The organism is Myroides sp. 1354, assembly GCF_030324495.1.
In the GTDB taxonomy this organism is placed as follows: Bacteria; Bacteroidota; Bacteroidia; order Flavobacteriales; family Flavobacteriaceae; genus Flavobacterium.
In genome coordinates this window covers 33,604-46,785 of record NZ_JACAGN010000012.1, presented here as the reverse complement: position 1 = coordinate 46,785, position 13,182 = coordinate 33,604, and the positions used below count along the sequence as shown (strand labels likewise).

Genomic DNA, 13,182 nt, shown 5'->3' with positions numbered 1-13,182 from the left:
TACAAAAATAGCACATATTCATAGATTTGCGTACTAATATTTTCAATATCGTCATAGTTTTGTTCGTTTTAGGGGTATTTTCATTCCCTAGAGTAAAAGCTCAGGAGTTCAACAAAACAACTACTTCACTGAAAGTCAACAACAAAGACTCTAAACTACTCCCTGGTTTAGACACAGATACTATTGTCCCAATCCAAGATTCTTTACCTTCAGTTCAGACTCCAAAAGACAGTATTAAACCTCCCGCCAAGGGATATTTAGAAGATATTGTATACCGCAAAGCCAAAGACTACAATAAGCTTGATCAAAAGAAAAAACAAATTACCTTATTCAACGAAGCAGAAATCAAATATCAAGATTTCGAATTAACTGCTGGAATTATTGTGTTCAATTATGAGCAGAATCAAATTTATGCGGGTCGAATTAAAGATAGTTTAGGGAATCTAAGTCAAGCTCCTGTTTTCAAACAAGGAGGACAAGTAGTTGAACCCGACTCGATTGTATACAACACTAAATCACAACGTGCTTTGGTTTGGCAATCTAGAACCTCTCAAGGGGAGTTCAACATCAAATCGGGGATGACAAAAAAAGAGAATGACTCGGTGTATTTCATGCAAGATGTAATCTTTACAACGGCTAAAGATTTAGATGATCCAGAATATTACTTCAAGACAAAAAAAGTAAAATTTGTACCAAATAAAAAAGTTGTTGTAGGTCCAACCAATATGGTTATTGCAGATGTTCCTACTCCACTGGGCTTGCCTTTCGCTTTTTTCCCCATGTCTGAAAAAGCAGAATCAGGTTTTATCATTCCAAGTGTGGGAGAAACAAATCAACAAGGATATTACTTACAAAATGGAGGATACTACTTTGCGATTAGTGATAAGGTTGACTTAACCATGCAAGGGGATTATTACACCAACGGAAGCTGGGCCTTGCGATCGAACAGTAACTATGCGAAGCGCTATAAATACAACGGACGCGTATTAATCCGCTATGAAAACAACATTTTCAGTGAAAGAGGACTTCCTGATTATCAAAAAAGTACAATTTACAACATTCAGTGGAACCACTCCCAAGACGCTAAATCAAATCCGGGATCGCGTTTTTCAGCTTCCGTAAACATGGGTAGTGGTCAATACTTTAGACAATCGAATAACTCCTATAACGTAGGTGCTTCGTTAAACAATACGATGAACTCGTCCATTAGTTATTCTAAAACTTTTGAGAGTACACCACAAGTAAATATGTCCCTTTCGGCTACACACTCTCAATCTACCAATACAGGTCGAGTAAATATGTCGTTGCCAACACTCCAAGCGAGTGTGGATCGTATGTTCCCTTTCGCGCCTAAAAACGGTTCGAAAAAAGGATTAATTAAGAACTTAAACCTTTCGTACAACTTAAGAGGAGAAAACCGCGTAGATATTCACGAAGACAATTTTTTCAAACAGCCGATGTTTGACAGTTTAAATTCTGGTTTTCAACATACAATACCTATCACGACAAACTTTAAACTATTTAAATATTTTTCTGTTTCTGCAGGGGGTACGTATAACGAAACTTGGGTTTTTAACACCATAAAGAAAGAATATAATCCGCAGACCAATCGAGTAGAAGACGTCCGTGTAAACGGGTTTGATCGCTTTAGCACTTATAATTTAAGCACCAATATTGGAACAACTATCTACGGTACGTTTAACTTCAGCAAGGACAGCAAAATTCAAGCTATTCGCCACGTTATGCGTCCGAACGTAGGGTATTCATATACCCCAAGTTTCGATAAGTATTACGATACCTATAGTATAGATGCTACTGGATTAACTATGCAGGAGTATACGCGTTTTCAAGGAGGATTATTTGGAGCACCAGGTCGAACAAATTCCAATATGATCAATATGGGATTAAGTAACACCTTTGAGGCAAAAATCCGTGACGACGAAGAAAAAGATGGTTTTAGAAAACTCATGCTTTTAAATAGCTTAAACCTCTCTACCAGTTATAATATGTCTGCAGACTCTCTTAAATGGGCACCTATGCGTGTTTCTACGGGAACTGCACTCTTTAAAGACAAAATGCAAATCAACATTGGGGCAACTTTAGATCCTTATGCTTTAAACAACAACAACCAACGTATTGATATGTTTAACATCAACAACGGAGGAAGTCTATTCCGCTTAACGAGTGCGAACGTAACCGTTAACTGGTCGTTAAACAGCAATGATCCCTTATTTGGAAATAAAGAAAAACCAAATCAAAATTCGATTGACAATGGTGGACGTGGAGATGATTTATTCGGACAAGCAGGTAATCTAGGTGATAATCGTCAAAGTATGTTTGACAACAACAAAGAAGATCGTCCTTTTGAAGGGTTTTACAACGCTAAAATTCCTTGGGACTTAACCTTTGCTTATTCCCTAACCTATAACAACTCTGCCCGTCAAAACGAGATTTCAAACAATTCCGTTATGATGTCTGGAAATATAGAACTTACTCCGCGATGGAAAGTTGGTTTTTCTTCGGGTTATGACTTTGTACAAAAAGGAGTTACCTTTACTCAATTCCGCTTCGAACGCGATTTATTGAGTTGGCGCATGGACTTCACTTGGGTTCCTATTGGAACATATACCAGTTGGGGATTCTTTATCGGAATCAAGTCGTCCATGTTAAGTGACATCAAGTGGGAAAAACGAAAAGCACCAGATAAACGCTATTTTTAATACCATATAAGCATGAAAAAAACAATCATAAATTCAGATCAAGCACCTAAACCAATCGGTCCTTATAACCATTCGGTATTAGTTGGTGATTTATTATTCATCTCTGGTCAAATTCCATTCAACCAAGCAACAGAAACTTTAGTTACAACTGGAATTGAAGATGAAGCAAAACAAGTAATGGCTAATTTAAATGCTATTCTAACCGCAGCAAATATGACGTTTGAACATGTAGTAAAAGCTACAATCTTCTTAACAGACATGAATGATTTTGCAAAAGTAAATGAGATTTACGGTAGCTTTTTCCAAGCGGAAACAGCGCCTGCGAGAGAATGCATACAAGTAGTAAAACTACCACGTAATGTAAACGTTGAAATTTCAATGATTGCGACAAAATAAAAAAGAAGGTGCCCAAAAGGCACCTTCTTTTTTATTTTGTTGTTTGTCGTGAGTTGTTTGTCGTGAGTTGTTTGTTGTTTGTTGTTTGTTGTTGAGGCGTTGAGATGTAAGAACTCAACAAACAACATACAACATACAACAAACAACATACAACCACCTACTCTATCGCATTTAACAACAACTGCGCACTTGCCTCATTCGTTGCCAAAGGTACATTGTGTACGTCGCAAACGCGAAGTAACATATTGATATCAGGTTCGTGGGCGTGTTTTCCCAATGGATCTTTAAAAAACAATACCATTTGGGTTTTTCCTTCTGCTACACGAGCTGCAATTTGCGCATCTCCTCCTAATGGTCCTGAAAGCATACGCTTGATCTCAAAACCTTCTCTCTGTGCAATTCCACCCGTTGTTCCAGTAGCAATCAAGGCTACTCCTTCTCTTGACAAAATTGCTCGGTTCTTTTTGATAAACGTCAGCATTTCATCTTTTTTACCATCATGGGCAATTATAGCTATTTCCATTTGTATTTTATTTGTGATAATCAATTAACCCATCCAGGGGTTTCTGAATGATTTTTCCAATCGCGATTCCGTTTTCTTGCAAAACAGCTTTAAATTCATCTTGTAAAAAATAAGCCACCGACCCTACAAAATGTACTAGTATATTTCTTGATTCTGGATGACTTTTAATATAGTGCTCAACAAAAAACACCACTTGTTCTTGAATCATCGCTTGAAAAAAAGCATGGTCCTTATGTTCAATTAAGAATGGTAGAAAAGAAGCTAAATACGCATTCGGATTTTCTTTTTTGTAAAAGTTATACTTTACTACATCGGCATCTAAATCATATTTTTGCGTGAATTTCTTTGCTAATTCTACAGGCATATAATTTAAGAACAGCGCTTTAATCATCAATCGTCCCAAAGCACTTCCACTACAATCATCCATAGCCATATAACCTAAAGACTGCACCTTTTGATGGATTATTTCTCCATCGTAATATGAAACATTAGATCCTGTTCCATTAATACAAACGATCCCTTTTTCACTTTTTCCAACTGTTGCATAAACTGCGGCATATGTATCTTCGTGTACATTGATTGATTGACAATTAGTAAAATAGGATGTAAAAAAATCGCGTACAGTTGTTTTACTTCTATTCGAGCCACAACCCGATCCGTAAAAATAAAGTTGAGTAACTTTATCCTTGTTTTTAGCTATATCAGGCACTGTATTTACGCGAGTATGAAACTCCTCTAAAGTAATAACTTCGGGATTAAGCCCAAGGCTTGTCACCGAAGTTAGTACTTTATTTTCTTGATCAAAAAAGATCCAATCTGCTTTTGTAGAACCGCTATCGACGATTATTTTCATTTGCTTTATAGTATTACTTTACTGCAGTTAACAATACAGCCATATCTACCATTTTAGCAGCATAACCATATTCATTATCATACCAAGCAACGAATTTATAAAAAGTTTCATTCAAAGCAATACCCGCCTTTGCATCTACGATACAAGTATGTGGATCTGAGACGAAATCTTGAGAAACTACATCATCTTCAACGAACGCCATAATTCCTTTTAATTCGTTTTCACTTGCTTGTTTTAAAACCGCCATTACATTTTCATAAGTCGTTGACTTAGCCAATTTTACAGTTAAATCAACCACAGACACATCTGCTGTTGGTACACGCATAGACATTCCCGTAATTTTGCCTTTTAATTCCGGAATAACTTTTCCCACGGCTTTTGCGGCTCCCGTAGAAGCGGGAATAATATTAACTAAAGCGGAACGTCCTCCTCTAAAATCTTTTTTAGAAGGTCCGTCAACTGTGTATTGAGTGGCTGTAGCGGCGTGAATCGTTGTCATCAATCCTTCAACAATACCAAATGAATCGTTTAATACTTTAGCTAAGGGTGCCAAACAGTTGGTTGTACATGAAGCATTAGAAATTATCGTGTCCGTTGCTTTTAATTGTTTTTCGTTTACTCCCATAACAAACATTGGAGCATCTGGCGATGGAGATGAAATCAATACTTTTTTCGCTCCGGCATCAAGGTGTTTTTGGCATCCTTCTAAATCCTTGAATACCCCTGTACAATCTGCTACAACATCAACGTTTACTTCATTCCACTTCAACAACAAAGGATCGCGTTCTGCTGTAACTCGAATTTCCTTTCCGTTGACAATTAGATGTCCATCAACAACCTCTACTGTACCGTCAAAACGACCGTGCACAGAATCGTATTTAATCAAATAAGCTAATTGCTCTACTGCCATTAAATCGTTTACGGCAACAATCTCTATATCGTTTCGTTTAACTGCCTCTCTTAACATTAGACGCCCTATGCGTCCAAACCCATTAATACCTACTCTTGTTTTCATATTTGCTTTTTTATTAAATTCTATACTTAAATTGTAATGATATCGGATACGCGCAACAATTCTGCATCAACTGCTGTATGCCCTTTTACGATATTTTCTAAAGGAGTCAGCGCAACTTGATCATTAATCAAACCAACCATGAAGTTTTTACCTCCTTCTAAGAGTGTTTCAACTGCTTTTACGCTCAGACGACTGGCCAAAACGCGATCAAAACAGGAAGGAGCCCCTCCTCTTTGCATATGTCCTAAAACAGATACGCGAACTTCATATTCAGGTAAGTGCTCTTCTACATATTCACCAAGTTCAAAAACGTTTTTACCTAGTTTTTCCCCCTCTGCTACAATGACAATACTCGATGACTTACCTGATAATTTGCTCTTTTTTAGTGATTCTAGCAAACGATCTAAGCCCAAATTCTCCTCTGGAATAATGATTTCCTCCGCTCCTGCTCCAATTCCAGCATTCAATGCTATATGTCCTGCATCGCGTCCCATTACCTCAACGAAGAATAATCTTTTATGGGAACTTGCAGTATCTCTGATTTTATCCACCGCATCAACAACCGTATTCAATGCCGTATCAAAACCAATCGTATGACTTGTTCCATTTATATCATTATCAATCGTTCCAGGAATTCCCATTACTGGAATATCAAATTCTTTGCTCAACAACATAGCTCCAGTAAAACTACCATCTCCACCAATGACAATCAGAGCGTCAATTTGTGCATTTTTGAGATTATCATAGGCAGCTTTTCTTCCTTCTTCTGTCCGAAAGGCATTGCTACGTGCCGTCTTTAAGATCGTTCCTCCTTTGTTAATGATGTAATTCACATCGCGAGGTCCCAATACTTCAAAATCACCTTCTACTAAACCTTGAAACCCACGAAATACACCCACACACATCACATCGTGGTAGGAACAAGTACGGACAATCGCTCTGATTGCTGCGTTCATTCCTGGTGCATCTCCACCAGAAGTCAAAACCCCTATCTTTCTTATAAGGTTACTCATAATTACTTTTCTTTTTAGTAAATTTAAGGAATACCCTAGATTAAATCAATCCATAATTGCGATTTATTTGGGTATTTGTTATTGAACTCATCTTGACTTTATGTAACCAAGTAAAATCAAGGATAATTTTTAGTACTAAATCAAATGTTCTTTTCTCTTATAACAGTCATCAAATTAGTCAAAAAAATACAGTCAACATAGGACAAATGACCCGTGATCTCAACTTTATATTAATATGGATCCACCTTCATTAAATAGAATTAATATAAATTAGTCATTACTTATCAAACAAAAACACAACACACTAATAATCAATAAAGTAACTAAATAGAAATGATTAAATAGAAAAAGACAAAAAAATCCGACGAAAAGAAATTAAAGCTATTTTTGTGGCATGAAAAGAAAGAGAACAGAAAGAATCGTATTCGAAAACGTAGAAGTCCTTGATGCAGGTGCAAAAGGCGTTTCGGTAGCTAAGGCTCCTGATGGGAAAGTAATCTTTATTCCCAATGTTGTTCCAGGAGATGTTGTTGATGTTCAAACCGTTAAAAAGCGCAAAGCGTATTATGAGGGATTGGCCATCAAAATTCACACCTATTCCAAAAACCGCATTGAGCCTGTGTGTCAACACTTCGGCGCTTGTGGAGGGTGTAAATGGCAAAATATGTCTTACGAACAGCAATTATTTTATAAAAATCAAGAAGTTCAGAATAACCTAAAACGCATTGGTAAAATTGAACTACCTGAATTTGAACCTATTTTAGGTTCTGAAAAAACGTTGTTTTACAGAAATAAAATGGAGTTTTCTTTCTCTAATGCGCGTTGGTTAACCCCAGAAGAGATTGCTAGTGGAGATGAAATTGGCAAAGAAAACGCGTTGGGATTCCACATTCCTAAAATGTGGGATAAAATTTTAGACATTCAAAAATGTCATTTGCAACAAGATCCTTCCAATGCTATCCGCAATGAGATTCGCGCATTTGCCAATGCAAACAACCTATCGTTCTTCAATCGAAGAGAACAAGAAGGTTTATTGCGTACATTAATGATTCGCACAAGCTCAATTGGAGAGATTATGGTGATGATACAATTCTTCTATGACAACCAAGAAGAAAGAGAATTGTTATTGGATCACTTAGCTGCAACATTTCCTGAGATTACGTCTTTACAGTATGTAGTGAATGGCAAAGCCAACGATACTATTTACGATCAAGATGTTGTTTTATACAAAGGACGCGACTATATCTTAGAGGAGATGGAAGGACTAAAATTCAGCATCAATGCGAAGTCTTTTTATCAAACCAATTCTGATCAAGCCTACGAATTGTATAAGATTACGCGCGATTATGCAGAATTAACGGGGAATGAATTAGTATTTGATTTATACACAGGAACGGGAACTATTGCGCAATTTGTTTCTAAAAAAGCGAAAAAAGTAGTAGGTGTAGAGGCTGTACCAGAGGCGATTGCCGATGCTAAAATCAACGCAGAGCGCAATGCTATTACCAACTGTGATTTCTTTGTTGGAGATATAAAAAATGTATTCAACGATGAATTCATTGCTACACACGGTCATCCTGATGTAATTATTACCGATCCACCGCGAGATGGAATGCACAAAGATGTTGTGGATATGCTTTTAAAAGTAGCACCAAAACGCATTGTCTATGTAAGTTGTAATTCCGCTACTCAAGCTAGAGATTTAGCTCTATTAGATGCAAAATACAAAGTAACGAAAGTGCGTCCAGTGGATATGTTCCCACAAACTCATCACGTAGAAAATGTGGTTCAATTGGAATTAAAATAAAGAATATAACTACGTTATAACAAAAAAAATCCAGTGCAAATTGCACTGGATTTTTTTGTTATTGTCCCTTTCAACTAGAAGTTTGGTTTTAAGGTATACTTTTTATAGAAAGCATCAATACGTTCTACTACCTCATCTGCTGTATCTACTAATTGAATTAAGTTCATATCTCCAGGTGAAATATTTGAATATTTCTCCAATAATACGTTTTTAATCCAGTCTAACATTCCTCCCCAGAAATCAGTTCCCACTAAAATAATTGGAAATTTGGCAATTTTTTTAGTTTGGATCAGCGTAATTGCCTCAAACAATTCATCCAGTGTTCCAAATCCACCAGGCATGACAACAAATCCTTGTGAGTATTTGACAAACATCACTTTACGCACGAAGAAATAGTCAAACTGAATATTTTTATCACTATCGATATACGGATTAAAGTGTTGTTCAAATGGCAATTCAATATTTAACCCTACAGATACGCCTTGTCCTAAGTGAGCTCCTTTATTACCTGCTTCCATAATTCCAGGTCCACCACCCGTAATTACGCCATAACCAGCCTTACTTACTTTGAACGCGATTTCTTCTGCTAATTTATAATAGGGATCTTCTTTTTTTGTTCTTGCTGAACCAAAGATAGAAATACACGGACCAATTCGCCCCATTTTCTCATATCCATTAACAAACTCAGACATGATTTTAAAAATCCCCCACGAATCGTTCGTTTTTATCTCTGTCCAAGACTTTTGCTTGAATTTTTCTTGGATTTTCTCCTCTTCATTTCCTAAAATTTCTTTCATAATTCAATCATTTTTTAAGTTCATTTTTTAAGAAGTGAGCCGTATAGCTCTTCTTCACTTTACTTATTTGTTCTGGTGTTCCTTTTGCCATGACTTCACCGCCATTCGCCCCACCCTCATATCCAATATCAATAATATAATCGGCTAACTTGATTACGTCCAAATTGTGTTCGATAATCAGCACTGTATTTCCTTTTTCTACCAAAGTATTAATTACATCCATCAATACGCGAATATCTTCAAAATGCAATCCTGTTGTTGGCTCATCTAAAATATAGAACGTATTACCCGTATCTTTTTTAGATAACTCTGTTGCCAATTTAATACGTTGTGCTTCTCCTCCAGATAACGTAGTACTTTGCTGTCCTAGCGTGATATACCCTAAACCAACATCGTTAATAGTTTTCAACTTGCGATAGATTTTTGGAATATTTTCAAAGAATTCCGTCGCATCAGCAACAGTCATTTCCAATACATCAGAAATCGATTTGCCTTTATATCGAATTTCTAGTGTTTCGCGATTAAATCGCTTTCCTTGACAGGTTTCGCATTCTACGTATACATCAGGTAAAAAACCCATTTCAATCGTGCGAACTCCAGATCCTTCACAGGTATCACAACGACCGCCACTCACGTTAAAACTAAATCGCCCGGGTTTATATCCTCGTATAGAAGCTTCCGTTGTTTGTGCAAATAGATTTCGAATATCAGAGAACACATCGGTATAGGTAGCTGGATTCGATCTTGGTGTACGTCCAATCGGACTTTGATCAATGCCAATTACCTTGTCAATATGCTCTAAACCACTGATTTTTTTATACGGTTGTGGCTTCGCCACTGCATTGAAAAAGTGGTTATTCAAAATCGGATAGAGCGTTCCATTAATCAACGTAGATTTACCCGATCCTGACACTCCTGTAACACAGGTTAAAGTTCCCAATGGAATTTCAATCGTTACATTTTTCAGGTTATTTCCAGTTGCTCCTTCCAGTTTCAGATTCTTTCCATTTCCTTTTCTTCGTTCCTTAGGAACCGCAATCTCTAATTCTCCATTCAAATACTTTGCCGTGATCGTGTGTTCTTTCAACAATTCTTTTGGCGTACCTGTACTGATGATCTGTCCTCCTCGTTTTCCTGCATAGGGACCGATATCAATTACATAATCAGCTCGCTCAATCATGTCCTTGTCGTGCTCCACAACTAAAACAGAGTTTCCAATATCGCGTAGTGATTCTAATGATTTTATTAAGCGTTCATTATCTCGTTGATGTAATCCAATACTCGGTTCATCTAAAATATAAAGCACCCCTACTAATTGAGAACCAATTTGAGTGGCCAAGCGAATGCGTTGCGCTTCTCCTCCAGATAAGGTTCTCGAACTGCGGTTTAGCGATAAATACGTTAATCCCACATCTTTCAAAAAGGACAATCTTGTATTGATTTCCTTCAGAATTTCCTCAGCAATACTCTTTTGTTTGTCTGAAAGTTTTTCTGTTATATTAGCGAACCACTCAATCAAATGTTCGATATCCATTTGAATTAATTCACCTATATTTTTATCTGCAATTCTAAAGTATAAGGCTTCTTTTTTCAAACGCGTTCCACTACAAGAAGGACAATCAATTTCATCCATATATTCCTTCGCCCAACGTTTAATCGAAGCGGTTTCACTTTCTTCAAATTGACTTTTAATAAAGTTGTTGATTCCTTCAAAATCAATTTTATAATTTTTAGATATCCCGGCTACTTTATGTTCTACAGTAAAGCTATCTTGTCCTCCATTGAGGATAATCTCCATAGCTTCTTTGGGAATATCTTTAATAGCATCGGCTAACTTGAAATTATAGCGTTGTGCAATTGTTTCCAACTGTTTAAAAATCCAAGTATTTTTTTCAGGTCCAAGCGGCGCTAATCCCCCTTTTTTAATAGAAAGAGATGCGTCTGGAATCACTTTGTGATAATTGATTTCATGTACTGTTCCCAACCCATTACAAGCCTCACAAGCCCCTTTAGGAGAGTTGAAAGAAAAGTTGTTGGGTTCTGGTTTTGCATACGAAATTCCCGAAGTTGGACACATCAAATGGCGACTAAAGAAACGCACTTCTTGTGTTTCTTGATCTAGGATTACAATCGTATCATCACCGTGATACATAGCGGTCTGAATACTCTCAGCCAAACGCTGTGCTGTTTGTTCTTTATCGTCAATAGCCAAGCGATCAATTACAATCTCAATATCATGTGTCTTGTAACGATCCGCCTTCATGCCGTATTCTAAATCTTTGATTTCTCCATCTAAGCGCACCTTCAGAAACCCTTGTTTGGCGATTTGCTCAAACAATTCGCGATAATGCCCCTTTCTCGAACGCACTACTGGAGCGAGAATATTGATTTTTTTTCCATTAAAATCTTGAAGAATTAACTCTTGGATTTGACTATCCGTATAGCTGACCATCTTTTCTCCTGTATTATAACTATACGCCTCTCCTGCTCTGGCATAAAGCAAGCGCAAAAAGTCATAGATTTCCGTAATTGTTCCTACAGTTGATCGAGGACTGCGATTGGTCGTTTTTTGTTCAATGGCAATTACAGGAGATAATCCGTCAATTTTATCTACATCTGGTCGTTCTAAACCACCTAAAAATTGTCTTGCATAGGCGGAAAACGTCTCAATATAGCGACGTTGACCTTCTGCATATATTGTATCAAAAGCTAAGGATGATTTACCAGAGCCTGATAATCCAGTAATCACAACAAGTTTCTCTCGTGGAATACGGATATCAATATTTTTTAGATTGTGAACTCGAGCTCCTAAAACTTCAATAAAATCTTCTACTTTAGACATAATTTTGTGCAAAAAAACAAAGATACATATTAATCTCATTTTATGTAATCTACAGTTCTATTGTTTTGATGTGATTTAGCATTATTTAACAGCTTGATTCTTCTTGTTTTTAATTCGATACAATTCCTTCTCCTACTTTTAAAAATCGTATTTTTATCTCGCAAAAAAAGATTCTCATGAAAGGAGCCATTTTATATGAATTAGGTCAGGTGCCTAAATTTGGAGAGATAGAAGAACCCAAGGCACGAGCAGAAGGTCAACACCTATTACGCGTTACTGCTGCTGCCGTAAAGAATTTAGACAAAGCCAGAGCAAGTGGTAAACACTATGCCAGTTATACTGATTTACCCGCTGTTGTGGGCAATGATGGTGTAGGTTATTTAGAAGATGGAACAAAAGTATACGGTCAAGGAATAACAGGAATGCTTGCCGAAAAAGCAATTATCTCTAGCAATTATACACCAATTCCTAAAAACGTAGACGATGCCACTGCAGCAGCCTTACCCAATGCTGTTTTAGGCTCTGCGATGCCTTTAATCATTCGCGCTAGATTGCAAGAAGGTCAAAATGTACTGTTCAATGGTGCTACTGGAGTAACTGGACAAGTAGGCGTACAAATTGCCAAGCATTACGGAGCGAAAGAAATCATTGTTACAGGAAGAAATCAAGCTATTTTAGAACAATTGAAAGCCTATGGTGCAACGCAAACACTCGTTTTATCTGAAAATGAAGAAGAGCTAACAGCACAAATAAGAGCTATACATCAACAAACACCGATTGATGTTGTCATTGATTACTTATGGGGAAAACCCTTCCAAGCCATTTTAAATGCGTTCAAAGGTCATGATATTCATCAATTAGCTTCAACAGTAAAAATAGTAACTGCGGGAGACATGGCTGGCAAAGAAATTCAATTGACTTCGGCTATTCTGCGCAGTACAGATATCCAATTAATGGGATCGGGATTTGGAAGTTTAACCAAAGAAGAACTCATTGTCTTCAATAAGGTTATTTTACCTGAAATGTTCTTATTGGCCGCACAGGGGAAATTAAAAATCCAAACGGAAGTGCATCCATTAGAAGATATTGAAAAAGTATGGAACAAACCTATTGATCGCGGTTTTCGCTTGGTCATCACCATCTAATCTTTGCTTTCATTTCAGCTGTGACTTTTCAGTCAAAACTCACTACTTTTGTTCGCTAATTCAACAACACA

10 protein-coding genes are annotated in these 13,182 nt (G+C 37.0%); 4 read left to right on the top strand and 6 right to left on the bottom strand.

Going from position 1 to position 13,182, the window contains the following annotated elements:
- Positions 1-26 precede the first annotated feature (26 nt).
- Together HX004_RS12490 and HX004_RS12485 are read left to right on the top strand one after the other, a co-directional pair.
- A complete protein-coding gene (locus HX004_RS12490) occupies positions 27-2,720 on the top strand; it encodes a putative LPS assembly protein LptD (protein WP_286442895.1) in 2,694 nt (897 codons plus the stop codon).
- 12 nt (positions 2,721-2,732) lie between these two features.
- Complete coding sequence (locus HX004_RS12485) at positions 2,733-3,116, top strand: Rid family detoxifying hydrolase (protein ID WP_286442893.1); 384 nt, start codon at positions 2,733-2,735, stop codon at positions 3,114-3,116.
- Positions 3,117-3,273: 157 nt separating this feature from the next.
- Here HX004_RS12485 and HX004_RS12480 read toward each other — a convergent pair whose 3' ends face one another.
- The 4 genes from HX004_RS12480 to pfkA are packed head-to-tail and all read right to left on the bottom strand — an operon-like array spanning position 3,274 to position 6,520.
- Positions 3,274-3,639 carry a methylglyoxal synthase gene (locus HX004_RS12480; protein WP_286442892.1) on the bottom strand — a complete coding sequence of 122 codons (366 nt, stop codon included), beginning with the start codon at positions 3,637-3,639 and terminating at the stop codon, positions 3,274-3,276.
- Between the two features lie 7 nt (positions 3,640-3,646).
- On the bottom strand, positions 3,647-4,492 hold the full coding sequence (locus HX004_RS12475) for a BadF/BadG/BcrA/BcrD ATPase family protein (protein ID WP_286442891.1): 846 nt from the start codon (positions 4,490-4,492) through the stop codon (positions 3,647-3,649).
- A 13-nt stretch (positions 4,493-4,505) separates the two neighbouring features.
- The gene (gap, locus tag HX004_RS12470) at positions 4,506-5,507 is read right to left on the bottom strand and encodes a type I glyceraldehyde-3-phosphate dehydrogenase (protein ID WP_286442890.1); all 1,002 of its coding nucleotides are present in this window, start codon (positions 5,505-5,507) and stop codon (positions 4,506-4,508) included.
- A 26-nt stretch (positions 5,508-5,533) separates the two neighbouring features.
- Entirely contained in the window at positions 5,534-6,520 is a 987-nt protein-coding gene (gene pfkA, locus HX004_RS12465; RefSeq protein ID WP_286442889.1) for a 6-phosphofructokinase, read from the bottom strand.
- 394 nt (positions 6,521-6,914) lie between these two features.
- Between pfkA and rlmD the strand changes: the two genes are divergently transcribed.
- Positions 6,915-8,327 (top strand): 23S rRNA (uracil(1939)-C(5))-methyltransferase RlmD, encoded by a 1,413-nt coding sequence (gene rlmD, locus HX004_RS12460; protein WP_286442887.1) that lies wholly within the window; start codon positions 6,915-6,917, stop codon positions 8,325-8,327.
- A 74-nt stretch (positions 8,328-8,401) separates the two neighbouring features.
- Here the strand turns inward: rlmD and HX004_RS12455 are convergent, their stop codons facing one another.
- Complete coding sequence (locus HX004_RS12455) at positions 8,402-9,124, bottom strand: LOG family protein (protein ID WP_286442886.1); 723 nt, start codon at positions 9,122-9,124, stop codon at positions 8,402-8,404.
- Between the two features lie 7 nt (positions 9,125-9,131).
- Positions 9,132-11,966: an excinuclease ABC subunit UvrA gene (gene uvrA / locus HX004_RS12450; RefSeq protein WP_286442884.1), complete on the bottom strand. Its 2,835-nt coding sequence runs from the start codon at positions 11,964-11,966 to the stop codon at positions 9,132-9,134.
- A gap of 176 nt (positions 11,967-12,142) precedes the next feature.
- Between uvrA and HX004_RS12445 the strand changes: the two genes are divergently transcribed.
- Positions 12,143-13,111, top strand: a complete 969-nt coding sequence (locus HX004_RS12445) for a quinone oxidoreductase family protein (RefSeq protein ID WP_286442883.1) — start codon at positions 12,143-12,145, stop codon at positions 13,109-13,111.
- Positions 13,112-13,182 lie beyond the last annotated feature (71 nt).

Excerpts from the sequence above, each read along its gene's own strand:
- HX004_RS12455 (WP_286442886.1), bottom strand. The coding sequence starts at position 9,124 with ATGAAAGAAATTTTAGGAAATGAAGAGGAGAAAATCCAAGAAAAATTC.
- HX004_RS12445 (WP_286442883.1), top strand. The coding sequence starts at position 12,143 with ATGAAAGGAGCCATTTTATATGAATTAGGTCAGGTGCCTAAATTTGGA.
- gap (WP_286442890.1), bottom strand. The coding sequence starts at position 5,507 with ATGAAAACAAGAGTAGGTATTAATGGGTTTGGACGCATAGGGCGTCTA.
- HX004_RS12475 (WP_286442891.1), bottom strand. The coding sequence starts at position 4,492 with ATGAAAATAATCGTCGATAGCGGTTCTACAAAAGCAGATTGGATCTTT.
- uvrA (WP_286442884.1), bottom strand. The coding sequence starts at position 11,966 with ATGTCTAAAGTAGAAGATTTTATTGAAGTTTTAGGAGCTCGAGTTCAC.
- HX004_RS12485 (WP_286442893.1), top strand. The coding sequence starts at position 2,733 with ATGAAAAAAACAATCATAAATTCAGATCAAGCACCTAAACCAATCGGT.
- HX004_RS12480 (WP_286442892.1), bottom strand. The coding sequence starts at position 3,639 with ATGGAAATAGCTATAATTGCCCATGATGGTAAAAAAGATGAAATGCTG.
- rlmD (WP_286442887.1), top strand. The coding sequence starts at position 6,915 with ATGAAAAGAAAGAGAACAGAAAGAATCGTATTCGAAAACGTAGAAGTC.
- pfkA (WP_286442889.1), bottom strand. The coding sequence starts at position 6,520 with ATGAGTAACCTTATAAGAAAGATAGGGGTTTTGACTTCTGGTGGAGAT.